This window comes from Brevundimonas viscosa (assembly GCF_900116065.1).
Taxonomy (GTDB): Bacteria; Pseudomonadota; Alphaproteobacteria; order Caulobacterales; family Caulobacteraceae; genus Brevundimonas; species Brevundimonas viscosa.
In genome coordinates this window covers 213,185-238,128 of record NZ_FOZV01000001.1, presented here as the reverse complement: position 1 = coordinate 238,128, position 24,944 = coordinate 213,185, and the positions used below count along the sequence as shown (strand labels likewise).

22 protein-coding genes are annotated in these 24,944 nt (G+C 70.8%); 15 read left to right on the top strand and 7 right to left on the bottom strand.

What is annotated here, in order from left to right; genetic code table 11:
* The first annotated feature begins 33 nt into the window (after positions 1-33).
* The 6 genes from BM333_RS01120 (at position 34) to BM333_RS01095 (ending at position 8,968) form a co-directional block, all read left to right on the top strand.
* Positions 34-1,539, top strand: a complete 1,506-nt coding sequence (locus BM333_RS01120; RefSeq protein WP_092306424.1) for a spinster family MFS transporter — start codon at positions 34-36, stop codon at positions 1,537-1,539.
* Positions 1,540-1,611: 72 nt separating this feature from the next.
* Positions 1,612-2,802 carry an ADP-forming succinate--CoA ligase subunit beta gene (gene sucC, locus BM333_RS01115; protein WP_092306421.1) on the top strand — a complete coding sequence of 397 codons (1,191 nt, stop codon included), beginning with the start codon at positions 1,612-1,614 and terminating at the stop codon, positions 2,800-2,802.
* Positions 2,803-2,846: 44 nt separating this feature from the next.
* Complete coding sequence (sucD, locus tag BM333_RS01110) at positions 2,847-3,749, top strand: succinate--CoA ligase subunit alpha (RefSeq protein WP_092306419.1); 903 nt, start codon at positions 2,847-2,849, stop codon at positions 3,747-3,749.
* A gap of 220 nt (positions 3,750-3,969) precedes the next feature.
* Positions 3,970-6,960 (top strand): 2-oxoglutarate dehydrogenase E1 component, encoded by a 2,991-nt coding sequence (locus BM333_RS01105; protein ID WP_092306417.1) that lies wholly within the window; start codon positions 3,970-3,972, stop codon positions 6,958-6,960.
* Between the two features lie 36 nt (positions 6,961-6,996).
* Positions 6,997-8,511: a 2-oxoglutarate dehydrogenase complex dihydrolipoyllysine-residue succinyltransferase gene (odhB, locus tag BM333_RS01100; protein WP_092306415.1), complete on the top strand. Its 1,515-nt coding sequence runs from the start codon at positions 6,997-6,999 to the stop codon at positions 8,509-8,511.
* A gap of 19 nt (positions 8,512-8,530) precedes the next feature.
* Positions 8,531-8,968, top strand: coding sequence for a putative signal transducing protein (locus tag BM333_RS01095; protein WP_092306413.1), 438 nt, complete (start codon positions 8,531-8,533; stop codon positions 8,966-8,968).
* Here BM333_RS01095 and BM333_RS01090 read toward each other — a convergent pair.
* Positions 8,952-10,193, bottom strand: a complete 1,242-nt coding sequence (locus tag BM333_RS01090; protein ID WP_092306411.1) for a CaiB/BaiF CoA transferase family protein — start codon at positions 10,191-10,193, stop codon at positions 8,952-8,954. The genes BM333_RS01095 and BM333_RS01090 overlap by 17 nt on opposite strands.
* 67 nt (positions 10,194-10,260) lie before the next feature.
* Positions 10,261-10,527 (bottom strand): DUF6356 family protein, encoded by a 267-nt coding sequence (locus tag BM333_RS01085; RefSeq protein WP_092306408.1) that lies wholly within the window; start codon positions 10,525-10,527, stop codon positions 10,261-10,263.
* A gap of 142 nt (positions 10,528-10,669) precedes the next feature.
* Here BM333_RS01085 and BM333_RS01080 point away from each other — a divergent pair, with 142 nt between their 5' ends.
* Complete coding sequence (locus tag BM333_RS01080; protein ID WP_092306406.1) at positions 10,670-11,860, top strand: acyl-CoA dehydrogenase; 1,191 nt, start codon at positions 10,670-10,672, stop codon at positions 11,858-11,860.
* A 1-nt stretch (position 11,861) separates the two neighbouring features.
* Here BM333_RS01080 and BM333_RS01075 read toward each other — a convergent pair whose 3' ends face one another.
* The gene (locus BM333_RS01075) at positions 11,862-12,638 is read right to left on the bottom strand and encodes a DUF3313 family protein (RefSeq protein ID WP_177221772.1); all 777 of its coding nucleotides are present in this window, start codon (positions 12,636-12,638) and stop codon (positions 11,862-11,864) included.
* A 121-nt stretch (positions 12,639-12,759) separates the two neighbouring features.
* Here BM333_RS01075 and BM333_RS01070 point away from each other — a divergent pair, with 121 nt between their 5' ends.
* From BM333_RS01070 to BM333_RS01055, 4 genes are all read left to right on the top strand, one after another.
* On the top strand, positions 12,760-13,587 hold the full coding sequence (locus tag BM333_RS01070; protein WP_177221771.1) for a response regulator transcription factor: 828 nt from the start codon (positions 12,760-12,762) through the stop codon (positions 13,585-13,587).
* A gap of 7 nt (positions 13,588-13,594) precedes the next feature.
* Complete coding sequence (locus tag BM333_RS01065) at positions 13,595-15,034, top strand: sensor histidine kinase (protein ID WP_092306403.1); 1,440 nt, start codon at positions 13,595-13,597, stop codon at positions 15,032-15,034.
* A 28-nt stretch (positions 15,035-15,062) separates the two neighbouring features.
* A complete protein-coding gene (locus BM333_RS01060; protein WP_092306401.1) occupies positions 15,063-16,397 on the top strand; it encodes a trypsin-like peptidase domain-containing protein in 1,335 nt (444 codons plus the stop codon).
* A gap of 337 nt (positions 16,398-16,734) precedes the next feature.
* Complete coding sequence (locus tag BM333_RS01055) at positions 16,735-17,067, top strand: DUF2794 domain-containing protein (protein ID WP_092306398.1); 333 nt, start codon at positions 16,735-16,737, stop codon at positions 17,065-17,067.
* A 54-nt stretch (positions 17,068-17,121) separates the two neighbouring features.
* On the opposite strand, the gene BM333_RS01050 is transcribed toward BM333_RS01055, so the two are convergent.
* On the bottom strand, positions 17,122-17,862 hold the full coding sequence (locus BM333_RS01050; RefSeq protein ID WP_092306396.1) for a Bax inhibitor-1/YccA family protein: 741 nt from the start codon (positions 17,860-17,862) through the stop codon (positions 17,122-17,124).
* A 125-nt stretch (positions 17,863-17,987) separates the two neighbouring features.
* On the opposite strand from BM333_RS01050, the gene thpR reads away from it, so the two are divergent.
* The 4 genes from thpR (at position 17,988) to BM333_RS01030 (ending at position 21,260) form a co-directional block, all read left to right on the top strand.
* A complete protein-coding gene (gene thpR, locus BM333_RS01045; RefSeq protein ID WP_092306394.1) occupies positions 17,988-18,527 on the top strand; it encodes an RNA 2',3'-cyclic phosphodiesterase in 540 nt (179 codons plus the stop codon).
* Positions 18,524-19,060 (top strand): GNAT family N-acetyltransferase, encoded by a 537-nt coding sequence (locus tag BM333_RS01040; RefSeq protein ID WP_092306392.1) that lies wholly within the window; start codon positions 18,524-18,526, stop codon positions 19,058-19,060. Before thpR ends, BM333_RS01040 begins: the two co-directional genes overlap by 4 nt.
* Positions 19,061-19,142: 82 nt before the next feature.
* Positions 19,143-20,378, top strand: coding sequence for an NAD-dependent epimerase/dehydratase family protein (locus tag BM333_RS01035; RefSeq protein WP_092306389.1), 1,236 nt, complete (start codon positions 19,143-19,145; stop codon positions 20,376-20,378).
* Positions 20,379-20,384: 6 nt separating this feature from the next.
* Positions 20,385-21,260, top strand: coding sequence for a Rossmann-fold NAD(P)-binding domain-containing protein (locus BM333_RS01030; RefSeq protein WP_092306387.1), 876 nt, complete (start codon positions 20,385-20,387; stop codon positions 21,258-21,260).
* A 115-nt stretch (positions 21,261-21,375) separates the two neighbouring features.
* On the opposite strand, the gene BM333_RS01025 is transcribed toward BM333_RS01030, so the two are convergent.
* The 3 genes from BM333_RS01025 to BM333_RS01015 form a co-directional block, all read right to left on the bottom strand.
* Complete coding sequence (locus BM333_RS01025) at positions 21,376-21,987, bottom strand: DUF1134 domain-containing protein (protein WP_092306385.1); 612 nt, start codon at positions 21,985-21,987, stop codon at positions 21,376-21,378.
* 110 nt (positions 21,988-22,097) lie between these two features.
* On the bottom strand, positions 22,098-24,521 hold the full coding sequence (gene pheT / locus BM333_RS01020; protein WP_092306383.1) for a phenylalanine--tRNA ligase subunit beta: 2,424 nt from the start codon (positions 24,519-24,521) through the stop codon (positions 22,098-22,100).
* A complete protein-coding gene (locus BM333_RS01015) occupies positions 24,518-24,940 on the bottom strand; it encodes a hypothetical protein (protein WP_092306381.1) in 423 nt (140 codons plus the stop codon). Before BM333_RS01015 ends, pheT begins: the two co-directional genes overlap by 4 nt.
* Positions 24,941-24,944 lie beyond the last annotated feature (4 nt).

Genomic DNA, 24,944 nt, shown 5'->3' with positions numbered 1-24,944 from the left:
GCTAGGGTTCCGACGCAAGTCGAGGGGAACGCCATGACCGACCAAGCCGCCGCCGCTCCGGCCCGCCCCGGCTACCGCTTCTACGTGCTGGCGGTGCTGATCCTCGTCTACATGCTGAACTTCCTCGACCGGCAGATCATCGGCATCCTCGGGCCGCGCCTGATCGAGGATTTCGGCCTGACCGACACCGAGTTCGGCCTGCTGGGCGGCATCGCCTTCGCCTCGGTCTACTCGACCCTGGCCATCCCGCTGGCGTGGATGGCGGACCGGTTCAGCCGGGTGTGGATCATGACCGGGGCCCTGGCGGTCTGGTCCGGATTCACCGCCCTCTGCGGCACGGCGCAGAACTTCACCCAGCTGTTCCTGTTCCGCATGGGCGTCGGGGTGGGCGAGGCCGGCGGCGTCGCCCCCGCCTATTCGCTGATCGCCGACTATTTCCCCCCGCACCAGCGGGCGCGGGCGCTCGCGGCCTTCGCCTTCGGCATCCCGCTGGGCATGGCGGCCGGGACGCTGGTCGGCGGCCTGCTGGCCGTCGCCTACGGCTGGCGCACCTCGTTCATCGTCGTCGGTCTGGCCGGAGTCGTGCTGGCCCCGCTGCTGCTGTTCACCATTCGCGATCCGAAGCGCGGCGCGACCGACACGCCGCCCGCCGCGGCGGCGCCGTCGCCCGAGGCCGCCCTCGCCGCCGGCGACGCCCGGGTCGGACGTCTGGCGGCCAATGTCATGTTCGGTCTCGCCGCGGTCGCCGCCGCGCTGGCCGCGCTCAACCAGTTCGCCGGCCTCGCCTTCGGCGATGCGCGCGTGCTCGGCTTCGGCGCCCTGCTGGCGCTGGTCATCGCCGTCTCGCTGCTGATCGCCCGGACCACCGCCTCGGCCGTGCTGCCCAAGAAGAGTTTCTGGCTGCTCGCCCTCGGCGCAGCCTCGTCCTCGGTGTGCGGCTACGGAGTCGCGGGCTGGCTGCCGACCTTCTTCATCCGCAGCTTCGACCTGACCCTGTCGCAGATCAGCTGGTACTACGCCGGCATCGTCCTGATCGGCGGGGTGGCCGGCATCTGGCTGGGCGGCGCGATCGCCGACAAGCTGGCGAAACGGGGCAAGGGCGCCTATCCGCTCACCCCGGCCATCGCCTTCCTGATCTCCGCCCCCCTGTTCATCGCCGCGATGAACTCGGACTGGCTGATCGCCCAGGTCCTGCCGGGCGGCGGCACCCATGTCCAGGCCCTGACCCTGGCCTTCCTGATCTTCCTGATCCCGACCGGCCTCAACCTCGCCTGGCTCGGGCCGGTGACGGCGGCGGTGCAGCATCTCGTGCCGGCCCCGATGCGCTCGACCGCCTCGGCCCTGTTCCTGCTGATCAACAACCTGCTCGGCATCGCCGTCGGCTTCTACTACTTCGGCTGGATGAGCGACCTGCTGGCTCCGCGCTTCGGCGACGAGAGCCTGCGCTGGGCCATCTACACCGGCATGGGCTTCTACATTCTGGCCTCGATCCTGCTGATCGGCGCCTCGCGCACGCTCAAGCGGGACTGGGTGGACTGACGGGCGGTTGCGCCTGCGAAGGCGCAGCCCCTATAAGGCCGCCCAACTCCTCCCAGCGTTCGGCGGCTTTCCATGAACATCCATGAGTACCAGGCCAAGCAGGTCCTGAAGGGCTTCGGCGCACCGGTCGCGGCCGGCGTCGCCATCACCTCGGCGGACGAGGCCGAGGCCGCGGCGAAGTCGCTGCCGGGCCCGCTCTATGTGGTGAAGTCGCAGATCCACGCCGGCGGCCGGGGCAAGGGCAAGTTCAAGGAACTGCCCGCCGACGCCAAGGGCGGCGTGCGCCTGGCGAGGTCGGTCGAGGAGGCCGTCGCCCACGCCCGCGAGATGCTGGGCAACACCCTGGTGACCGCCCAGACCGGCCCGGCCGGCAAGCAGGTCAACCGCCTGTACATCGAGGACGGCGCCGACATCGCCCGCGAGCTGTACTGCTCGCTGCTGGTCGACCGGGCCACCGGCCGCGTCTCCTTCGTGGTCTCGACCGAAGGCGGCATGGACATCGAGGCGGTCGCCCACGACACGCCCGAGAAGATCGTCACCGTCGCCATCGACCCGGAAGCCGGCGTCACCGCGGCCGACGTGGCGAAGATCAACGCCGCGCTGAAGCTGGACGGCCCGGCCGCCCAGGACGGCGAGACCCTGTTCCCGACCCTCTACCGGGCCTTCGTCGAGAAGGACATGAGCCTGCTCGAGGTCAATCCGCTGATCGTCATGGAAAACGGCCGCCTGCGCGTGCTGGACGCCAAGGTCAGCTTCGACGGCAACGCCCTGTTCCGCCACCCGGACATGCTGGCCCTGCGCGACGAGACCGAGGAGGATCCGAAGGAGATCGAGGCCTCCAAGTGGGACCTCGCCTACGTCGCCCTCGACGGCGACATCGGCTGCATGGTCAACGGCGCCGGCCTGGCCATGGCGACGATGGACATCATCAAGCTGTACGGCAAGGAGCCGGCCAACTTCTGCGACGTCGGCGGCGGCGCCTCCAAGGAGAAGGTCGCGGCGGCCTTCAAGATCATCACCGCCGACCCGGCCGTGCAGGGCATCCTGGTCAACATCTTCGGCGGCATCATGCGCTGCGACGTCATCGCCGAGGGCGTGGTCGCCGCGGTCAAGGAAGTCGGCCTGCAGGTGCCGCTGGTGGTCCGCCTCGAGGGCACCAACGTCGAGCTGGGCAAGAAGATTCTCAACGAGAGCGGCCTCGCCATCACGGCGGCGGACGACCTCGACGACGCCGCCCAGAAGATCGTCGCGGCGGTCGGCTGAACGCCCGCACCGTCTCGCTGACTGACCCCATTCAAGGCTGATCCATGTCCATCCTCGTAAACCGCGACACCAAGGTCATCGTCCAGGGCCTGACCGGCAAGACCGGGACCTTCCACACCGAGCAGGCGCTTCGCTACTACGGCACGAAGATGGTCGGCGGCGTCCACCCGAAGAAGGGCGGCGAGCTGTGGCACGGGTCGGAGGGTGAGACCCTGCCGATCTACGCCTCGGTGGCCGAGGCCAAGGACGCCACCGGGGCCGACGCCTCGGTGATCTACGTGCCGCCGGCGGGCGCCGCCGACGCCATCATCGAGGCCATCGACGCCGAGATCCCGTTCATCACCTGCATCACCGAGGGCATCCCGGTGCTGGACATGGTCCGGGTCAAGGCGCGGCTGGAGAAGTCGAAGTCGCGCCTGCTCGGGCCGAACTGCCCCGGCATCCTGACCCCGGAAGAGTGCAAGATCGGCATCATGCCGGGCTCGATCTTCAAGAAGGGCTCGGTGGGCGTGGTGTCGCGTTCGGGCACCCTGACCTATGAGGCGGTGTTCCAGACCACCAACGAGGGCCTCGGCCAGACCACCGCGGTCGGCATCGGCGGCGATCCGGTCAAGGGCACCGAGTTCATCGACGTGCTGGAGCTATTCCTCGCCGACCCCGAGACCCAGTCGATCATCATGATCGGCGAGATCGGCGGCGCGGCCGAGGAAGAGGCCGCCCAGTTCCTGATCGACGAGGCGAAGAAGGGCCGCAAGAAGCCGATGGCGGGCTTCATCGCCGGCCGCACCGCGCCGAAGGGCCGCACCATGGGCCACGCCGGAGCCGTGGTCTCCGGCGGCAAGGGCGACGCCGAGTCCAAGATCGCGGCCATGGAGGCCGCCGGCATCAAGGTCTCGCCGTCGCCGGCCCGGCTGGGCGCCACGCTGGTGGAAGTGCTCAAGGGCTGAGTCTTCAGGACGAATGAGCTCCGGACGCCCTCGGTGTGAACCGGGGGCGTTTTTCGTTCCGACCTGCTCCCGGCATGTCCCGGTAGTGGGGCATAATCGTGCGAATTTCGGCTCATTCGCCCCTATTCGGTCATGACCCCTGAAGAAACACGGCCTATATGAGCGCCGGTCGCCTTCGCGCGAACGTGCGCGTGCGGACCCAAGGGACGTGACGAGAACCATGGCGGACGATGCCGGTCGGCTGAATCAGGTCTTTGCCGAGACCAGCTTCCTCTACGGGTCGAACGCCGCCTTCATTGAGGATCTGCACGAGAAGTGGGCGAACGACCCCGCTTCCGTGTCGGCCGAATGGCGCGCCTTCTTCGACCAGCTGAGCGACAACGTCGACCAGGTGAAGGCCTCGGCCGCCGCCGGCGCCTGGGGGCGTCCGGTCTTCAGCGAGCCTACCGAGGACTCTGCGGTGTTCGACGGCCGCTGGCCGGCTCCGAAACCCGATCCGAAGAAGGCCGCCGGCAAGGCCGCGCCCGCCGCCGCTCCCGCCTCCGCCGACGAGGTCCGCGCCGCCGCCCAGGACTCGATCCGCGCCCTGATGTTGATCCGCAGCTACCGCGTGCGTGGCCACCTGCAGGCGACGCTGGATCCGCTGGGCATCGAGCAGCCGACCGAGAACCCCGAGCTGACGCCGGAATTCCACGGCTTCACCGAAGCCGACATGGACCGGCCGATCTTCCTTGACGGCGTGCTGGGGCTGCAGACCGGCACGCTGCGCGAGGTGCTGGATATCCTCAAGCGCACCTACTGCGGGCACATCGGCGTGCAGTTCATGCACATCGCCGAGCCGGAGGAGAAGTCCTGGCTGCAGCAGCGCTTCGAGGGCGCGGACAAGTTCGAGCCGAAGGCCTTCACCAGGGAAGGCAAGCTGGCGATCCTCAACAAGCTGATCGAGGCCGAGGGCTTCGAACGCTTCCTGCACAAGCGCTTCCCCGGCACCAAGCGCTTCGGCCTGGACGGCGGCGAGGCCATGGTCCCGGCGCTGGAGCAGGTCATCAAGCGCGGCGGCGCCCTGGGCGTCGACGAGATCGTGCTGGGCATGGCCCACCGCGGCCGCCTCAACGTGCTGGCCGCCGTCATGGGCAAGCCTTACCGGGCCATCTTCCACGAGTTCCAGGGCGGCTCGACCGTGCCCTCGGACATCGAGGGCTCGGGCGACGTGAAGTACCACATGGGCGCCTCGTCGGACCGCGTCTTCGACGACAACCGGGTGCACCTGTCGCTGACCGCCAACCCGTCGCACCTCGAGATCGTCAATCCGGTGGTGCTGGGCAAGGCGCGCGCCAAGCAGGCCTTCGACATCCGCGAGGCCAACGCCGGCCAGCCGGAAGAGAAGTGGGCGCTGGACCGCTCCAAGGTCGTGCCGCTGCTGATCCACGGCGACGCCGCCTTCGCCGGCCAGGGCGTCGTGGCCGAATGCTTCGCCCTGATGGGGCTGAAGGGCTACCGCACCGGCGGCACGCTGCACTTCGTGATCAACAACCAGATCGGCTTCACCACCTCGCCGCGGAACAGCCGCTCCTCGCCCTATCCGTCGGACGTGGCCCTGATGGTCCAGGCGCCGATCTTCCACGTCAACGGCGACGACCCCGAGGCCGTGGTCTTCGCCGCCAAGGTGGCCACCGAGTTCCGGCAGAAGTTCCACAAGGACGTGGTGGTGGACATGTTCTGCTACCGTCGCTTCGGCCACAACGAGGGCGACGACCCGACCTTCACCCAGCCGCTGATGTACTCGAAGATCCGCGCCCAGCCGTCGACGCGCGAGATCTACGCCGAGCGCCTGATCAAGGAAGGCGTCATCACCCAGGCCGAGGTCGACGCCGAAGTCGCCCGCTTCGAGGCCTTCCTCGACGCCGAGTTCGAGGCCGGCAAGAGCTTCGAGGCCAAGAAGGCCGACTGGCTGGACGGCCAGTGGACCGGCATCGGCCTGCCGGAAGGGGAGGAGCGGCGCGGGGACACGGCGGTCCCGGCGGCGACCCTGACCGACCTCGGCCACCGCCTGACCACCATTCCGAACAGCGTGGACATCCACAAGACGCTGAAGCGGGTCATCGACGGCCGTCGCGAGATGATCACGAGCGGCCAGAACATCGACTGGGCCACAGCCGAAAGCCTGGCCTTCGCCAGCCTGCTCGAGGAGGGCTTCCCGGTTCGTCTGTCCGGCCAGGACTCGGTGCGCGGCACCTTCAGCCAGCGCCACTCGGGCGTGGTCGACCAGACCACCGAGCGCCGCTACGTGCCGCTCAACAACCTGTCCGAACGGCAGGCCCAGTTCGAGGTCATCGACTCGGCCCTGTCCGAGGAGGCGGTGCTCGGCTTCGAGTACGGCTACGCCCTGTCCGACCCCAACACCCTGGTGATGTGGGAGGCCCAGTTCGGCGACTTCGTGAACGGCGCCCAGGTGGTGATCGACCAGTTCATCTCCTCGGGCGAACGCAAGTGGCTGCGCATGTGCGGCCTCGTCATGCTGCTGCCGCACGGCTACGAGGGGCAGGGGCCCGAGCACTCCTCGGCCCGCCTCGAGCGCTTCCTGCAGGCCTGCGCCGAGGACAACCTGCAGGTCGCCAACTGCACCACCCCGGCCAACTACTTCCACATCCTGCGTCGCCAGATGCACCGGCCGTTCCGCAAGCCCCTGATCATCATGACGCCGAAGTCGCTGCTGCGGCACAAGAAGGCGGTCTCGACCCTGGCCGACATGGCCGAGGGCAGCTCCTTCCACCGCGTCCTGCACGACGACGCCCAGACCCGGCCCGAGGTCGCCGGCGTTTCCATCAAGGCGGACAAGGACATCCGCCGCGTCATCCTGTGCTCGGGCAAGGTCTATTACGACCTGCTGGAGCGCCGGGAACGGGACGGCGTCGACGACGTCTACCTGATGCGGCTGGAGCAGTTCTATCCGTGGCCGATGAAGTCGCTGATGACCGAACTGGCGCGCTTCCCGAACGCCGAGCTGGTGTGGTGCCAGGAGGAGCCCAAGAACATGGGCGGCTGGACCTTCGTCGACCCGTGGCTGGAGCTGACGCTGGAGAAGCTGGACGTGAAGGCGAAGCGCGCGCGCTACGTCGGTCGCCCGGCCTCGGCCTCGACCGCCGCCGGCCTGATGAGCCGCCACCTGAAGGAACTGGACGCCTTCCTCATCGAAGCCTTCGCCCGCTAACCCGCTGACCGAGCTGAACGAGACCTGGACCGCACCATGGCCGACATCCTGACCCCCGCCCTCGGCGAATCCGTCGCCGAGGCCACCATCGGCAAGTGGACGAAGAAGGCCGGCGACCCTGTGAAGAAGGACGAGGTCCTCGTCGAGCTGGAGACCGACAAGGTGTCGCTCGAGGTCGTCGCCCCGGCCGACGGCGTGCTGTCCGAGATCCGCGCCGCCGACGGCGAGACCGTGACCCCGGGCACCGTTCTCGGCGTGGTCAGCGAGGGCGCCGCCGCCGCAGCCGCCCCGAAGGCGGAGGCGCCGAAGGCCGCCGAAGCTCCGAAGGCCGCCGCCGCACCGGCCGCTGCGCCCTCGGGCGAAGCCGTGGCGATCAACGTCCCGACCATGGGCGAGAGCGTCGCCGAAGGCTCCATGGGGACCTGGCTGAAGAAGTCCGGCGACACGGTGGCCAAGGACGAACTGCTGGTCGAGATCGAGACCGACAAGGTCGCCGTCGAGGTCTCCGCCCCCGCCGCCGGCGTGCTGACCATCGAGGCCGAGGCGGGCGCCACCGTCACGCCGGGCCAGCGAATCGGCTCCATCGCCGCCTCGGACGCCGGCGCCGGCGCCGCCCCGGCCGCGCCCGCCGCCGCCGCTCCGGCCGCGACGCCGGCGAAGGGCGACGCCCCGCACCTGTCGCCGGCCGTGCAGCGCGTGGTCGCCGAGAACAACCTCGACCCGAAGGCCATCGCCGCCACCGGGCCCAAGGGCAACATCACCAAGGCGGACGCCCTGGCCGCCATCGGCTCGGCCGCGCCCAAGGCCGCTCCGGCTCCCGCCGCCGCCCCGGCCGCGCCGCGCGCCGACCAGCCGCGCGAGGAACGGGTGAAGATGACGCGCCTGCGTCAGACCATCGCCCGCCGCCTGAAGGAATCCCAGAACACCGCCGCCCAGCTGACCACCTTCAACGAGGTGGACATGACCGAGGTCATGGCCCTGCGCAGCCAGTACAAGGAGGCGTTCGAGAAGCGCCACGGGGTGAAGCTGGGCTTCATGAGCTTCTTCACCCGCGCGGTGGTGCAGGCCCTGCACGAGATCCCGGCGGTCAACGCCGAGATCGACGGCACGGACATCATCTACAAGAACCACTACGACATCGGCATCGCCGTCGGCACCGAGAAGGGCCTCGTCGTGCCGGTGCTGCGCGACGCCGACCAGCTGTCGCTGGCGGGCATCGAGAAGGGCATCGCCGCGCTCGGCAAGGTGGCCCGCGACGGCGAACTGACCTTGGACCAGCTGCAGGGCGGCACCTTCACCATCACCAACGGCGGCACCTACGGGTCGCTGATGTCGACGCCGATCCTCAACTCGCCGCAGTCGGGCATCCTCGGCATGCACAACATCGTGCAGCGCCCGATGGCGGTGAACGGCGAGGTCAAGATCCGCCCGATGATGTACCTGGCCCTCAGCTACGATCACCGCATCGTCGACGGCAAGGAGGCGGTGACCTTCCTCGTCCGCATCAAGGAACTGCTGGAGGATCCGGCGCGGGCGCTGCTGGATCTTTAGGGCGGATCGGAAGGGGATCGTGGCCCAGGTCGAGATCGCCCGCTTCGACGACGTCTACGAGGCCGAACTGGCGGTCGCTTTTCTGGCGGCCCACGGAGTCTCCGCTCAGGTGGCCGACCGCGGACTGGCGACCATCGACCCGCTGCTGCAGCGCGCCGTCGGCGGGCTGCGGGTGATGGCAGAGGCGCGGGACGGGCCACGCGCCCGGGATCTGCTGGCGCGGGCGAAGGCCGGCGAGTTCGCCGAGGAGGACGCGGACGCCATTCCGGAGCAGGAGACGGCCGGCAGCACCGGCGTGGCGGTGCTGAGCGCGCTCGCCGGCGGCTTCTCGGGGACGCGCCGCCTGCGCCGGCTGCGGCCGGTGCACTGGATCGGACTGGGGCTGGTGATCCTGCTGTTCGTGGTTCCGTGGCTGTTCCACTGGCTGACGCGACTGGGCTTCATCCCGGCCGGGTGAGCCCGCCCAGCACCTCGTCCGTGTCCGCCCCCAGCGTCGGCGGCGCGCGGTCATAGGCGACCGGCGTCCGCGACATGCGGATCGGCGAGGCGACGGTGCGGACCGGCGCGGCCAAATCCGACCGCGTCTGTTCGACCTCCAGTCCGCGGTGTTTCGCCTGCGGCTCGTCGAACACCTGGTCGATGGTGTTGACCGGCCCGCACGGGACACCGGCCGCCTCCAGAGCGGACATCAGGGCACGCATGCTGTGCCCCGCCGTGAGCGCCGACAGCTCGGCGGTCAGCACGGCGCGGTGCTCGATGCGCAGCGCATTGGTCAGGAAGCGCGGATCCTCGCCCAGACCCGGCGCGCCCAGCGCCCCAGCCAGCGCGCGGAACTGGCCGTCGTTGCCGACGGCGATGACCACCATGCCGTCCGTGCACGGAAAGGGCTGGTAGGGGGCGAGGTTGGGGTGGGCGTTGCCCATCCGGGTCGGGGCCCTGCCGGAGACGAAGAAGTTGGTCGCCTGGTTGGCCAGCATGGCCGCCTGGACGTCGAACAGGGCGATGTCGATGTGCTGGCCCTCGCCGGTCGCCCGCGCGTGCAGCAGGGCGGCGAGGATGGCGTTGGCGGCGTAGAGGCCGGTGAACAGGTCGACCACGGCCACGCCGACCTTCATCGGCTCGGCCCCCGGGGCGCCGTCCGGCTGGCCGGTCACCGACATCAGCCCGCCCATGGCCTGGATCATGTAGTCGTAGCCGGCCCGGTGCGCGTCCGGCCCGTCCTGGCCGAAGCCGGTGATCGAACAGCAGACCAGCCGCGGGTTCACGGCCAGGAGCGAGGCGTGGTCGAGGCCGTACTTCTTCAGTCCGCCGGTCTTGAAGTTCTCCACCACCACGTCGCACGACTTCGCCAGCTCGCGGACGGCGGCGGCCCCTTCGGGCGAGGCGATGTCCAGCTCGACCGACTTCTTGCCCCGGTTGGCGCACAGGAAGTACGCGGCGTCGCCTCTCGAGCCGTCGGCCTTCGTCGTGAACGGCGGTCCCCAATGCCGCGTGTCGTCGCCGACGCCCGGCCGCTCGATCTTGATCACCTCGGCCCCGAGATCGGCCAGTGTCTGCGTCGCCCACGGCCCGGCCAGCACGCGGCTGAGGTCGAGAACACGGACGCCGGAGAGGGGACCGGGTCGGGTGGCTGGTGATGGGTGACTGGTGGCTGGGGCGGCTGAGGCTGCGTCGGCGGTCATGCGGCAAGCTCTACCGTTCGCTCCCGGCGCGATCCACCAGTCACCGGCCGCCAGTCACCCGCCACCCCTAGAGCCCCACGTCCCACACGCCCGCGTCGCGCATCCGGCACTCGCGCGCCTCCCGCGCCCGGCCGCCCAGTTCGTCGGCCATGCAGCAGATCGAGCGCGACACCGTCGCCTTGTGCACCCCGGGCACCACCGCGTGCGCAAAGGCGCAGCCGGCCAGCTTCAGCAGCCGCAGGCCGAATCGCGACGAGGCGGCCATGTGCTCGAGATAGGTTTCCTCGACCTCCCGCGGATGGTCGACGAACAGGCGGTTGAAGGTCTGGATCATGGTCGGGTCCGGCAGGCCGCGGGCGCTCCCTCTACCCGCGGCGGCCATTCTGGCCTAAACCGCGCCGCAGAACAGGGGGCGCCCGTCACCGTAATGTGACGAGGGCGCAGGCGCCCCGAAAATCGCTCAGGAAGACAATCCGATGGCCGACGGCTCCGCTTCTCCCGCAAAGACCTTCCGCTGGGACGATCCGCTGGATCTCGACGGCCGGTTGACCGACGACGAGCGGATGATTCGCGACGCGGCCCGGGCCTACGCCCGCGATCAGCTGCTGCCGCGCATCGTCCCGGCCTTCCGCGACGAGACCTTCGACCGCGCGATCATGACCGAGATGGGCGAGATGGGCTTCCTCGGCGCCATGCTGCCGGAGCAGTACGGCGGCTCCTCGGCCAGCCACGTCGCCTACGGCCTGATCGCGCGCGAGATCGAGGCGGTCGACAGCGGCTACCGCTCGGCCATGTCGGTGCAGTCGTCGCTGGCCATGTACCCGATCTACGCCTTCGGCTCCGAAGAGCAGAAGATGCGCTTCCTGCCGAGGATGGCGGCGGGCGAGCTGATCGGCTGCTTCGGCCTGACCGAGGCGGACGGCGGCTCCGACCCCGCCTCGATGAAGACGAAGGCGGAGAAGGTCGAGGGCGGCTACCGCCTGAACGGGGCCAAGTACTGGATCACCAACTCGCCGATCTCCGACCTGGCGGTGGTCTGGGCCAAGCTGGACGACGTGATCCGCGGCTTCATCATCGAGCGCGGCATGGACGGCTTCACCACCGACAAGATCGGCGACAAGCTGTCGCTGCGCGCCTCGATCACCGGCGACATCGGCCTGAATGACGTCTTCGTGCCGGAAGAGAACCTGCTGCCGGGCGTGAAGGGCCTGCGCGGGCCGTTCTCCTGCCTCAACAAGGCGCGCTACGGCATCGCCTGGGGGGCCATGGGCGCGGCCGAGTTCTGCTTCCACGCCACCCGCGACTACGTCGCGCAACGCATGCTGTTCGGCCGTCCGCTGTCGTCGCGCCAGCTGGTGCAGAAGAAGCTGGCCGACATGCAGACCGAGATCTTCCTGGGTCTCGAGGGCGCGCTGGCGCTGGGCCGGCTGCTCGACACCGGCGCCTGGGTGCCGGAGGCCATCTCGATGATGAAGCGCAACAACTGCGGCAAGGCGCTGGCCATCGCGCGGGAGGCGCGGGACATGCACGGCGGGGCGGGCATCACCGGCGAGATGCACGTCATGCGCCACGCCATGAACCTCGAGACCGTGAACACCTACGAGGGCGCCCACGACGTCCACGCCCTGATCCTCGGCCGGGCGATCACCGGCGAGAGCGCCTTCTGATCTACTCCGCCGGAGCCTCCGCTTCCCGCGCGCCGGTGTTGACCTCGGGGACATAGAGGCCGGTGACCAGCCGGGTCACGAAGCCGGCGGGCTGGGTGCGGGGACCAAAGCGGGCGCAGGGGTCCGGGTCGGGGATCGGCCGCACGGCCCGGTCGGGCGGGGCGAAGGCGTCGCCCACCGCGTCGCCGAACGGTTCGGCCAGCTGCAGGGCGTCGCCGACCCGCGACAGCGACGGCGTGTCCGTGCCGACGACGGTGGCGTTCCTCGCCCAGGCGAGGGCGGCGATCTGCTCCCCGCCGGCGACCAGCTCGGCTTCCGCCGCAAGACCCCCGGTCGTCCCCGGCACGCGTAGCGTCCCCGGCCCCGGGATCAGGGCGTTGGCCACCGCCGCCACGCCGGAGCCCGCGGCGCCGGTGGGGCGGACCTCGACCACGCCGGTGCGAACCCGCGCCGCGCCCTCCGGCGTCGTCGCGAGGGTGAAGCGCTCGCTGATCTCGTAGCAGACCTGCCGGTCTACCTCGCGCAGCACCATCGCGCGCTCGGACTCGGTCAGAGCGGATCCGGCGTTCCCGACCATCACCGCCGGCTCCAGCCAGACCCGTTCGACGCCCGTGGCGCGGGCCTCGTCCCGGCGCTCGCGGATCGACGCCCGGACGGTGTCCTCGCGCGTCTGCAGGCGGTCGTAGGCGCTGAGGAAGCCGCTGTCGGCAGCGGGGGCGGTCTGGCAGGCGGTCACCGCCGCCAGGCCGGCCAGCGGGAGAAGTCTTCGGATGATCATGGGGCGCTCCTTGCCACCCCTACGTGCGAGGCCCGCGTCCGGATGCATCAGAAAGCGTCAGACGCGCGGCGTTGCCATTCCCCGCGCCCCGTCTATCGTCCTCCCGGAGGAGGAGACACCCGTGGACAGCGTCACCCCGGCCGACGCCTCGCCTGCCGGCGAGGGCGATCCGTTCGCCCAGCTGCGCGGCGCCTTCGCCGGGCGAACGGCGCTGCTGCTGGAGGACGATCCGGCGCTGGCCGCCCACGTCGCCGAGCGGCTGGCCGAGACGGGGTTCGAGCGGGTCGACCGGTTCGATGCGGGTGAGGCGGCGCTGGAGGCGGCGACGTCCACGCCCTACGACGTCCTGATCCTCGATCGCCACACCCGCGGCCTCGACGGCCTCGAGACGTTGCGCCGCCTGCGCGCCGGGGCGGGCGCGTCTTCGGATGCGCCGGCCCTGATGCTGACCGCCCTCGGAGCCGAGCGGCAGAAGGTCGAGGGTCTGCTCGGCGGGGCCGACGACTATCTCGCCAAGCCGGTGGGAGACGAGGAGCTGCTGGCGCGCATCGCCGCGCAGTTGCGCCGCTCCGCCCGACGCGCCCGGCCGGCGGGCGCGGAGGTTGTGAACGGCCCCTTCCGCCTGTCGCCGGGCCCGCGGACCCTCAAGCTGGAGCTCGACGGACAGTCGCGGCTGATCGACCTCTCGCCGCTGGAGTTCGCCATCGTCTGCGAACTGATGACCGCCCGCGGCCAGCCGGTGACCAAGACCATGCTGTGGGACCGCTGCTGGGTCGAGTGGAAATTCCTGCCCGACAACTTCGTCAACATCATCGACGCCCGCATCAGCGCCCTCCGCCGCCGGCTGAAGGAGCAGGCGCCGGAGCTGGGCGAGGACCTGCACCCCCTGATCGTCTCGGCCCGCAGCCAGAGCCTGGTCTTCCGCGACCTTTCGGCCTGGACAGGCTGAGCCGCGCATGGGCGGAGCGTTCAGCGTCGTCCGTACCTGGCTGGCTCGCCGCACCACGACCCAGCTGGCCGCCGGCGTGGCGGTGCTGTCCGCCCTCGCCCTGACCGGCTCGCTGCTGGTCACGGGCGCCGCGGTGCGGCAGGAGCAGCGCCAGACGGCGGCGCTGGCGGCGCTCGACGATTACAGCGCCATGGTCGCCAAGCTGAATGTCGAAAGCGGCATGACCCGCGAGACGATCACCGCCGCCGACGCCACCTATCTGTCGAACTGGCTGACCGCCTTCCAGAGCGGCCCGGCGCGTCGGGGCGAGGCCCAGTCGCTGGAGGAGACCTGTCGCACGGGGCGCGGCGGCGCCGGCGTCCGCTTCATCCGCGCTCCGGTCGGCAAGCCGGCGGGTCTCGCCGCGCTGGAGACCATCCGCGGCGTGCGCGCGCCACAGCTGGGGGCGGACGTCTGGCTGGTCCGGCTTGAAGCCGGCGTGCTGTGCCCGTCGCGGTCTGTGGAGGTCGTGGTGGTGCGCCGCTCGGTCGGGGCCCTCGACATCGCCGTCGGTCGGGTGGTCGACCGCTCGGGCGCGGCCTGGGCGCGGGCGGTGGCGGTGGTCGTCGGCATCGGCGTGCTGTTGCTGGCGGCGGGCCTGGCGATCGCGACCTTCGCCCGCCGGCGTCTGACGACCGCCGTGGCCGAGGTGAGCCGGGCGCTGGACCGGGCCGCCGTGGGCGACTTCTCGGTCCGTGCTCCGGCCACCGAGGTGGCGCCGGAACTCACCGAACTGTCGGCGCACGTCAACCAGACGCTCGACCGCCTCGAGGAACTGCTCGCCTGGCTGCGGGATTCCGCCGATCAGCTGGCGCATGACTTCCGGACGCCGCTGGCCCGGGCTTCCGCCCGGCTGGACCGCCTCGCGGCGACAGCGGATGCGCCCGGGACCCGGCGCCTGGCGGCGGAGGCGCGCAGCGACCTCGACGCCCTCATCCGGGCGATGAACGAAGCCATGGCCCTGCGCGACGGGGAAGCGTGGTCGTTCGAGACGGTCCGGCTCGACACCCTCGCCGCCCAGTGCGCCGAACTCTACGGACCGTTGGCGGAGGAGCGCGGCGTCTCCATTCGCCTCGAGGCCGCGGAGACGTCGGTGCTGGGCGTCCGGTCGCTGCTGCAGAGAGCGGTGGCCAACCTCGTCGACAACGCGGTGAAGTACTCGCCCGATGGCGGCGTGGTGAAGGTGGCGGTCGGCAGCGACGGCGGGCGGCCCTGGCTCTCTGTCGCCGATCAAGGGCCGGGCTTCCCGGACGCCTCCGGGGCGCCGCCTGCGAACGCCGACCCGGAGCGCGAGAGTCACGGCATGGGGCTGGCCTTCGTGCGCGCCATCCTGCGCCGTCACGGCGCCTCCATGATGATTGATGACGCCCGGCCGGGGGCTGTCGTCACGGCGCGCTTCTCGCGCTAGGCTCCGCTGGATGACAGGGGAATCCAGCATGCGGCGCAAGATCCATCGGGCCCGGCGGGCGTTCGCGCCGGCGCTCGCGGCGGCGGTTTCGATTCTCGCCGCCGGCGCGGCGACCGCCCAGTCCGGCCCCCTGTCGCCCATGCCCTACGACGCCGAGCGGGGGGTCTTCAGCTTCGCCGGCGGCCTCGAGCGCGCCTTGCCGGCGGTGGTACAGGTGACCACTCTCGGTCGCTCCGGCGGGCCCACCTCGGGCGACAACGAGCCGCGGCCGATCTCCGCCGGGTCCGGCGCCATTATCGACGCGCGCGAGGGCGTGGTGGTCACCAACAACCACGTGGTTGAGGGCGGGCGGAAGTTCACGGTCGATCTCACCGACGGACGGATCTTCGACGCCGTGCTGGTGGGGGCCGACAAGGCCACCGACCTGGCGGTTCTGCGCATCGAGGCCGAAGGCGCGGCTCTCGGGCTGGCGCAGATCGAGGTCGCCAACTCGGACGCGCTGCGCACCGGCGACCTCTCGTTCGCGGTCGGCTACCCCCTGGGCCTGGACCAGACCCTGACCATGGGCGTGATTTCCGGCCTCGGGCGCTCGGGCATGGGCGACCGCATCGAGGACTACATCCAGACCGACGCGGCCGTGAACTCGGGCAATTCGGGCGGCCCGCTGCTGGACAGCCGCGGCCGGCTGATTGGCGTCAACACCTCGATCCTGTCGGGTGGGGGCGGCGGCAACGACGGCATCGCCTTCGCGGTGCCCAGCCGCATCATGATGTATGTGGTCGACCAGTTGCGCACGACCGGCGAGGTGCGCCGCGGCCAGACCGGCGCCATCCTCGGTTCGCTGAATCCCGAACGCTCGCGCGACTTCGGCCTCGGCTTCGTGCGGGGGGCGGTGGTCGAGGACGTGGCCCCCGGATCCTCGGCCGAGGCGGCCGGCCTGCGGCGCGGCGACATCATCACCCGGATCCAGAACCGGCTGGTGTCGAACGCCGGCACTGTCGCCGCCACCATCGGCATCGCGGCGCCCGGCTCCACCCTCGAGGTGGTCTACCTGCGGGACGGCCGCGAGGGCCGGGCGGCCCTGCGCGTCGACCCGGACTCGGAGCGCGCTGTCGCCGTCGGCGCGGAAGCCGCAGTGGCGCGGGGGATCACGGTCCGTCTGACCGCTGACGGACTGCAGGTGGCGGCGGTGGAAGGCGGGTCGCCCGCGGCCGCGGCGGGGCTGCTGGCCGGAGACGTCCTCGAGCGCATCGACGGCGCGCCGGCCACAGTCCTGGCCGATCTGAACGCCCTGGAGGCGGACGGCGAACACCGCCTGTCGGTGCGGCGCAACGGAGAGGTGGTGGAGGTCGTCCTGCCCTGACGTCGCCGGACCGCAGCGCCGGTCCCGGACGGCAAAACGCCCGCCGGACCGGGAGGGGGAGGGGGCCAGGCGGGCGTCTCGCTTTGGAGGAAGCATCGGCCCGCCGAAGCCCTTGATGGAACGATCCAGGGGGCTGGGGGGGCTGTTCAGGATCCGGAACCGCTCCGAACTCCGACGAGCCGATGTGTCCCGTGTCGCCCCCCAAGGGGGCGGGCGATGGGCCGAACGGAGGCGTTTTCGTGTTCGCGTCGATTTCCTCGCATTGCGGCGTTCGCGACACGGCGTTGCCGCAAGCGGGGGCTGGCCGCGTAGGCACCGCCGGCCCTAGAGTGCAGGGATGAGCGATGCAGCCGATGCGCAGCCGCAGGCCGGGCCGGTCTTCTTCGACCGGCGCGAGCTGGACCAGATCCTGCGCGTCTACGGCCGCATGGTCGCCTCGGGCGAATGGCGCGACTACGCCATCGTCGGCCACCGCGACGTGGCCGAGTTCGCCGTCTTCCGCCGCTCGGGCGACGCCCCGGCCTACCGCATCGAGAAGCGTCCGGCGCTGCGGCTGCGTCAGGGGCAGTGGGCGGTGATCGGCGAGGGCGGCGTCGTTCTGCGCCGGGGCCGCGAGCTGGCCCAGGTGTTGCGGGTGTTCGACAGCCGCCGCTTCACCGTCGTCGAATAGAAAAAGGGCCCGGATCGCTCCAGGCCCTTCGTCACGTCTCGATGTTCGAGCCGCCTATTCGCGGTTGCCGCCCATGAACATGAGCAGAAACTGGAACAGGTTCACGAAGTTGATGAACAGGCTCAGCGCGCCGAAGCCGGTGGCCACGCCCATCGCCGCCTCGTTCCCGCCCAGGGCGTAGTAGGTCATCTTCAGCCGCTGGGTGTCGTAGGCGATCAGGCCCGAGAAGATCAGCACGCCCGCCGCGCTGATGATCAGCATCAGCGTGCCGCTGCCGAGGAACATGTTCACGATCGAGGCGATGATCAGGCCGATCACCCCCATGATCAGGAAGGTGCCGAGGCCCGACAGGTCCTTCTTCGTCGCATAGCCGAACAGGCTCAGCGCGCCGAACGCCGCGGCGGTCACGAAGAAGGTCGAGGCCACCGAGGCGCCGGTGTAGCGCAGGAAAACGAAGCCGAGCGAGGCCCCGATCGAGGCCACCACCGCCCAGTAGAGCAGGTTCACCCCGCCCGCGGTCGGGTTCTTCATGAAGAACATCGAGCCGAACAGCAGCACCAGCGGCAGGAACTGCACGACCATGCCCAGCATGGTGATGCCGTAGCCGGTCGGGGTCTGCACCCACAGCAGGCTGGTCACCGCCGGCACGTTGCCGGTCACGAAGGCGAGCGCGCCGGCCACGACCAGCCCGATGGCCAGCTTGTTGTAGACGCCCAGCATGAAGCTGCGCAGGCCCGCATCGACCGACATGTCGGCGGTCTGCGGAATGGAATAGCCGTTTCTGAAATCGCTCATCGCGGTTTCGAATCCTCCTTTGGGCCGGGTCATCCCGGCCTTTGCGCAAATATTGGTCGCGAGGGCGTCCTCTGCAAGGAAAACCGGACTTGGGCGGGGCGGTTGCAGCCGCTACCAAGGGTCGCATGATCCGCCTGTTTACCGCCCTGTCGATCCCCGAGGACGTGGCCGCGACCCTGGCCCGCCGTCAGACCGGTCTGCCCGGGGCGAAATGGCGCACGGCCGAGCAGCTGCACGTCACCCTCGCCTTCTACGGCGACATCGACGAGCGTCGGGCCGATGATCTGGCGGCGGAGCTCAGCCGGGCGGCGAGCGGCGGACCGTTCGAGATCGTCCTGTCGGGCGTCGGGGCCTTCGGCGACGGTCACCGCACCCACGCCATCTGGGCCGGAGTCGAGCCGAACGAGCGCCTGTCGGTGCTCGCCGGTCGCTGTCGCTCGGCCGGGGAGCGCGCTGGAGTCGCGACCGAGCGCCGGGAGTACCGCCCGCACGTCACGCTCGCCTACCTCAAGCCGCAGACCAACCCGGACCGGGTCGGCGCCTGGATCACCGGGCACAACCTGCTGCGCTCGCCGCCGATCCGCGTTGATCGCTTCGGCCTCTGGTCCAGTCGCCTGTCGCACGAGGGCAGCCAGTATCAGCTCGAACGGGAGTACCTGCTGTGACCGGACCGGTGATCCAGACCGAACGTCTCACACTTCGCCCCATCGCCCTGGAGGACTTCCCCCGCTGGGCCGAGATGATGGCCGATCCGGAGGCGGCGCGGTTCCTGGGCGGCGCTCAGCCGGCGGCGACGGCCTGGCGGGGGTTCATGACCATGGCCGGGGCGTGGAGCCTGACCGGGGTGTCGATGTTCTCGGTGATCGAGCGCGACAGCGGCCGCTGGCTGGGCCGCATCGGACCGTGGCGGCCGCACGACTGGCCGGGGACCGAGGTCGGCTGGGGCCTGCACCCCGACGCCCAGGGCAAGGGCTACGGGGTCGAGGCGGCGATCGCGGCGATCGACTACGCCTTCGAGGTGCTGGGCTGGACCGAGGTCATCCACTGCATCGACCCCGACAATCTGCCCTCCATCCGGCTGGCCGAGCGCATCGGCTCGTACAACCAGGGCCCCACCCGCTTGCCGCCGCCGTTCGAGCAGCTGGCGATCGAGCGCTGGGGCCAGACCCGCGAGGAATGGCAGGCGCGCCGCCGCTGACCGGGGAACCGCGCCTTAAGGTCACGCTTTGACGGGCGCCGTCGTTCCGCTAGGCAGGACCGAGGAAACGAAGAGGACGGACATGCGCGTACTGGTTCTGGGCGGCGACGGATTCTGCGGCTGGCCCACGGCTTTGCATCTGTCCGCCCGCGGCTGGGACGTGCTGGTCGTCGACAACCTCAGCCGCCGCAACATCGACAACGAGCTCGAGGTCCAGTCGCTGACCCCGATCCGCACCATGGGCGAGCGCCTCGCCGCGTGGAAGGAGGTCTCGGGCCGCACCATCGAGTTCGTCAACATGACGGTCGGCAAGGAGTTCGATCGTCTCGTCGCCCTGATCCGCGACTGGAAGCCGGACAGCGTCGTCCACTTCGCCGAACAGCGTGCGGCGCCGTATTCGATGAAGAGCGCGCGGCACAAGCTGTACACGGTCGACAACAACCTGAACGCCACCAACCACCTGTTGGCGGCGATCGTGGAGAGCGGGCGGGACGTGCACCTGGCGCATCTCGGGACCATGGGGGTGTACGGCTACACCACCGCCGGGCTGCGCATTCCGGAGGGCTATCTGAAGGTGACGGTCGACACCGACTTCGGCCCGGCCGAACAGGAGATCCTGTTCCCGCCGAACCCGGGCTCGATCTACCACATGACCAAGACGCAGGACGCCCTGCTGTTCCAGTTCTACGCCAAGAACGACGGGCTCAGGATCACCGATCTGCACCAGGGCATCGTCTGGGGCGCCCAGACCGAGGAGACGAAGCGCGACGAGCGGCTGATCAACCGCTTCGACTACGACGGCGACTACGGCACGGTTCTGAACCGCTTCCTGATGCAGGCCGCGGTCGGCTACCCGCTGACGGTGCACGGCTCGGGCGGCCAGACCCGGGCCTTCATCCACATCCAGGACACGGTGCGCTGCGTCGAGCTGGCCCTGAAGAATCCGCCGAAGTCGGGCGAACGGGTCAAGATCCTCAACCAGATGACCGAGAGCCGCCGCGTCCGCGATCTCGCCGCCATGATCTCGGACATGACCGGCGTCGAGGTGCACAATGTGCCCAACCCCCGCCAGGAGGCCGACGAGAACGAACTGGTGGTGGCCAACGACCAGTTCCGCGAACTGGGCCTGAAGCCGATCACCCTCGCCGAAGGCCTGATGCAGGACGTCACCGAGATCGCCCGCCGCTACGCGCACCGCGCGGATCTGTCGAAGGTGCCCTGCGTGTCCAGCTGGAACAGCAAGCGGGCCGAGGCCCTTGCGAGCGAGCCGCCGGCGGTCGCCTCGGTGACGGCCGCGGCTCACGCCCGCTCGGCCTGAGGCGCGATGAGCTCACCCCCCGCGTCCCTGCAGCTGCTGGTCTTCGGCGGCGGCTGGCTGGGCCTCGCCGCCGCCCGCGAGGCGGTGCGGCGCGGCGGACGCGCCATGCTGACCAGCCGCGACCCCGCCCGGCGCGAGGCGCTGGCCGGCGAAGGCTTCGGTTCGCTCGACCCGGACGACGCGGCGGCGCTGGACCGGGCCGTCGCGGAGGCCACGGCCGTCCTCGTCACCGCCCCGCCCGAAGGCGATGGCTGTCCGGGCCTGAAGCGGCTCGTCCCCGCCCTGACCCGCACCGGCGCCTATCCCGACTGGATCGGCTACGTCTCCTCGACAGCCGCCTACGGCGACCGCGCCGGCGGCTGGGCCTTCGAGGACGATCCGCTCAACGCCGCCTCGTTGGAGGGCGCGCGGCGGGTGCGGGCCGAGCGCGACTGGCTGGACGCCGGACGGGGCATGGGCCTCACCGTGCAGATCTTCCGCCTGCCGGCGCTCTACGGCCCGGGCCGCTCGCCGCTGGACCGGCTGCGCGACGGTTCGGCGCGGATCGTCCGCAAGCCGGGCCAGATCTTCAACCGCATCCACGTCGACGACGCCGTGGCCGGCTTCTTCGCCTCCATGGCCCGCCCGCACCCCGGCCGCGCCTACACCCTGTGCGACGACGAGCCGACGCCGGCCGACGTTGTCATGGAAGGGGCCGCCCGCCGGCTGAATCTGCCCAATCCGCCGGAGGTCTCGCTGGACGATCCTTCGGTCAGCGACGCCATGCGCCGCTTCTACCGCGACTCGAAACGCCTCTCGAACGCCCGGGCCAAGGCCGAGCTGGGCTGGCGGCCGCGCTACCCGAGCTGGCGCGAGGGGCTGGAGGCGATGTTGGGTGGCTAGTGGCTAGTGACGAGTGGCTGGTGGGCAGCGCGAAGTCGTGCAGACGCGGGCGCCCATGCGCCTGACTCACAGAAAGTTCGGTCAGCCACCGGCCACCAGCCACCAGCCACTTCCCTCAGAACGGCAGGATGTTGCGCTGGCGGCTGTAGGCCATGGTGCCGACGTTGGCGCCGAGGCGCAGGCCGACGCCGGTGCGGATCGGGGCCAGGACGATGCCGTCGGCGCGCTGGTAGTTCACGCCCAGACCGCCGACCAGATAGGCCGAGCCTTCCACGCCGGGGTAGCGGCGGTAGATCATGTCGGGGTGGAACAGGCCGTAGACCAGGGTGAACACCCGGCTGCCGTTGCCGCCGACGTCCCAGCCGATCGAGATGCCCTGCCAGAACACCTCCTGAGAGGCCGACAGGTCCTTCATGTGCAGGGCGCCGCGGCCGTAACGCAGGCCGACGCCGACCGCGCCCGCGGCCTCCTCGCCGGCGATGTAGGCGGTCGGCCGGTCGCCCTGGTCGGCGAAGATGCGTTCGATCGCCCCGCCGATGGCCTCGGCCGCGATGCCCAGCTCCCGCGAGCCGGCGGCGACCAGTTCGTCGGCGGTGTAGGCGGGCGCCGTCTGGTCGGAGCGGATCGGATAGTTGGGGTCGGCCGGCCCGTTCGAGGCGCAGGCGGACAGGCCGGTGGCGCCGGCGCTGGCGGCGAGGCCCGAAAGGATCATCTGGCGGCGATGCATGCTCTGGCTCCGAAGGCGGGACGGTCCGCCCGACTCCCGCGGGCGCTCGACGTCACCGTCGCCGCTCTTTGAGTCAGCCTTGCGGCGGCGAGGTTAACCAGACCTTACGGTCACCCCCGGAGCGTCGCCCCCACCATGCCGGCCGCCGTCACGATCTTTGTCGACAGCGCCTCGATGTCCGCCTCCGCCAGCGTCGCCTCGCGCGGCTGCACCACCACCTCCAGCGCCACCGACTTCATGCCCTCGGGGACCCCCGGGCCGCGGTAGATGTCGAACACCCGCACTTCCGCGATCAGGGCCTTGTCGGCCCCGGCGACCGCCCGAAGGAGGTCGCCGGTCGCCCGGCCCTCCTCCACCAAGAAGGCGAAGTCGCGGGTCAGGGGCATCAACGGGGCCAGTGAGGCCGAACCGCGCGCCTTGGACGCCTTGCCGCGCGGCTCGGGCACGGCGTCCAGCACGATCTCGAAGGCCAGCATCGGGCCGTCGGCGTCCAGCGCCTTGAGCACGCGCGGATGCAGGGCGCCGAACTCCGCCATCACGTTCTTCGGGCCCAGCTGCAGCCGGGCCGAACGGCCGGGGTGCCACCAGTCGCGGTTCTGGCCCTGGACCAGTTGCAGCGAGGCGACCGGCGCACCCAGCTCGTCGAGCAGGGCCATCAGGTCGCCCTTCAGCGCGAACAGGGCGTCCTCGGCCGCCCCGCCCCAGTGGCGCGGCGATTTCGGCGCCAGAAGCCCGGCGATGACGGTGCGCTGACCCGTCGGGCTGTCGTCCAGATAGATCGGGCCGATCTCGAACAGGGCCGCGTCCGGATGGCCGCGGGCGGCGTTGCGGGCGGCCGCCTCGATGAGGTTGGGCAGGGCCGACGGGCGCATGCAGTCGAGGTCGGCGGCGATCGGGTTCTCCAGCGCCAGCCGGTCGCCGCCGCCGCCGAACAGGGCCGCGGTGGAGCGCTTGGTGAAGGACCAGGTGACCGCCTCGGCGTAGCCCATGGCGGCCAGCGCGCGGCGGGCGGTCCGCACCCGCGCCTGCCGCGGGTTCAGCACGCCCCTCGCCGGCGCTCCGAGGTCGGGCAGGGGCGTCGACGGCAGTTCGTCGTAGCCCTCGATGCGGGCGATCTCCTCGACCAGATCGGCCGCCCCCTCGACGTCGCGCCGCCACGAAGGCGGGGTCACGGTCCACGGGGCGCCGCGGCGCACCTCGAAGCCGAGCGCAGCGAGGATTTCCGCGATGCGGTCGTCGGTCAACGACAGTCCGGTCAGGGCGGCGACGCGCGCCGGGTCGAAGGCGAAGCCGGCGGGATCGGCGGGGGCCTGTCCGGCCAGCACGATCTCCGAGGCCTCGCCGCCGCACAGGTCGAGGATCAACCGCGTGGCCAGCTCCAGTCCGGGCACGACCGAGGCCGGATCGACGCCGCGCGCGAAGCGGTACTGGGCGTCCGAGTTCAGGCTGAGCGTGCGGCCGGTCTGGGCCGTGACGATCGGGTCGAACCAGGCGCTCTCGACGAAGACGTCGACGGTCTCGTCCGAACAGCCGGTCGACTCCCCGCCCATGACCCCGCCCAGGCCGATGGGCCGCTCGCCGGCGGCGTCGGCGATGACGCACATCGACGCATCGACCGCGTAGGTCTTGCCGTCCAGCGCGATCAGATGCTCCGGCGTGCCGGCGGCGATGCCCGCGGCGGCTTCCGAGGTCTGCCCGCCGCGCACCACGATCTCGGCCCCGACCAGCTTCGCCATGTCATAGACGTGCAACGGCCGGGCGCGGTCGTAGGAGACCAGGTTGGTGATGTCGACCAGCCGGTTGATCGGCCTGAGCCCGATGGCGGTCAGCCGGTGCTGCAGCCAGTCGGGCGAGGGACCGTTCCTGACGCCGCGGATGACCCGACCGGCGAACACGGGGCACATCTCCGGCGCCTCCAGGCGCACCGAGACGGGCGAGGGGAAGGTTCCGGCCACCGGCTCGATGGCCGGCGTCTTCAGCGTCCCCACCCCGGCGGCGGCGAGGTCGCGGGCGATGCCGGCGACGCCCAGCCAGTCGGACCGGTTGGGAGTGACCTCGAAGTCGATAACCGGCTCGGCGCCGAACACGCCGGCGGCCGGCTGGCCCACCTGCAGGTCGTCGTCCAGCTCGAGGATGCCATCGCTCTCGGACGACAGCTGCAGCTCCGCAGCCGAACACAGCATGCCGTGCGAGACCACGCCGCGCACCGGCTTCTCGACGAGGGTCACGCCGAGGCCGGGCACATAGGCGCCGATCGGGGCGTAGATGGTGGTCAGGCCCGCGCGTGCGTTCGGCGCGCCGCAAACGATCTCCTTCATGCCGTCGACGGTGTCGACCTGGCAGACCTGCAGCCGGTCGGCGTTCGGGTGCCGCCCGGCGGACACGATGCGCGCCACCGTGAACGGCGCCAGCGCCGCCACCGGGTCATGGACCTCCTCGACCTCAAGGCCGGCCATGGTCATCGCTTCGGCGACGGCGTCGATCTCCGCCGCCGTGTCGAGGTGTTCCTTCAGCCAGGAGAGGGTGAACTTCACGCCTTCGAACCCCCGGTCAGGCTGGACAGCGACTTGATGCCCGCCAGCTCCTCCAGCAGCTCGTCCGACCCGGTGAAGCCGACCTGGGCGAAGCGGCAGCGCACGAAGCGGCAGTTCGACATGCCGATCACCCCGGCCAGCTTCTCGCGGCTGACCGGCCGGTAGAGCAGGTTGCGCATGTCCGAGGTCGCCCCCATGGCGCAGCTGTCGAAGGTGGTGCCGTTCATCACCGCCATCACAGCCGGGCCCTCGATCAGGCAGTCGGTGAAGGTCTTGCCGTCGATCACGGGCTGGCCGGCGTTCCAGTGCTGCACCGCGAGCGAGGGCAGCCACACCGCCTCCTTCTCGAAGCTGGTCCGGGCCACCAGGGCGCGGCCGGCCGCTTCCTCGGCGGACATGGTCTCGGGGGTGTCGGTCATGGAG

Excerpts from the sequence above, each read along its gene's own strand:
- BM333_RS01090 (WP_092306411.1), bottom strand. The coding sequence starts at position 10,193 with ATGACCGCCGACGCAGCCTCAGCCGCCCCAGCCACCAGTCACCCATCA.
- BM333_RS01065 (WP_092306403.1), top strand. The coding sequence starts at position 13,595 with ATGGGCGGAGCGTTCAGCGTCGTCCGTACCTGGCTGGCTCGCCGCACC.
- BM333_RS01105 (WP_092306417.1), top strand. The coding sequence starts at position 3,970 with ATGGCGGACGATGCCGGTCGGCTGAATCAGGTCTTTGCCGAGACCAGC.
- sucD (WP_092306419.1), top strand. The coding sequence starts at position 2,847 with ATGTCCATCCTCGTAAACCGCGACACCAAGGTCATCGTCCAGGGCCTG.
- BM333_RS01050 (WP_092306396.1), bottom strand. The coding sequence starts at position 17,862 with ATGAGCGATTTCAGAAACGGCTATTCCATTCCGCAGACCGCCGACATG.
- sucC (WP_092306421.1), top strand. The coding sequence starts at position 1,612 with ATGAACATCCATGAGTACCAGGCCAAGCAGGTCCTGAAGGGCTTCGGC.
- BM333_RS01060 (WP_092306401.1), top strand. The coding sequence starts at position 15,063 with ATGCGGCGCAAGATCCATCGGGCCCGGCGGGCGTTCGCGCCGGCGCTC.
- BM333_RS01025 (WP_092306385.1), bottom strand. The coding sequence starts at position 21,987 with ATGCATCGCCGCCAGATGATCCTTTCGGGCCTCGCCGCCAGCGCCGGC.
- odhB (WP_092306415.1), top strand. The coding sequence starts at position 6,997 with ATGGCCGACATCCTGACCCCCGCCCTCGGCGAATCCGTCGCCGAGGCC.
- BM333_RS01085 (WP_092306408.1), bottom strand. The coding sequence starts at position 10,527 with ATGATCCAGACCTTCAACCGCCTGTTCGTCGACCATCCGCGGGAGGTC.
- BM333_RS01030 (WP_092306387.1), top strand. The coding sequence starts at position 20,385 with ATGAGCTCACCCCCCGCGTCCCTGCAGCTGCTGGTCTTCGGCGGCGGC.
- BM333_RS01120 (WP_092306424.1), top strand. The coding sequence starts at position 34 with ATGACCGACCAAGCCGCCGCCGCTCCGGCCCGCCCCGGCTACCGCTTC.
- BM333_RS01075 (WP_177221772.1), bottom strand. The coding sequence starts at position 12,638 with ATGATCATCCGAAGACTTCTCCCGCTGGCCGGCCTGGCGGCGGTGACC.
- BM333_RS01035 (WP_092306389.1), top strand. The coding sequence starts at position 19,143 with ATGCGCGTACTGGTTCTGGGCGGCGACGGATTCTGCGGCTGGCCCACG.
- BM333_RS01080 (WP_092306406.1), top strand. The coding sequence starts at position 10,670 with ATGGCCGACGGCTCCGCTTCTCCCGCAAAGACCTTCCGCTGGGACGAT.
- BM333_RS01015 (WP_092306381.1), bottom strand. The coding sequence starts at position 24,940 with ATGACCGACACCCCCGAGACCATGTCCGCCGAGGAAGCGGCCGGCCGC.
- thpR (WP_092306394.1), top strand. The coding sequence starts at position 17,988 with ATGATCCGCCTGTTTACCGCCCTGTCGATCCCCGAGGACGTGGCCGCG.
- BM333_RS01055 (WP_092306398.1), top strand. The coding sequence starts at position 16,735 with ATGAGCGATGCAGCCGATGCGCAGCCGCAGGCCGGGCCGGTCTTCTTC.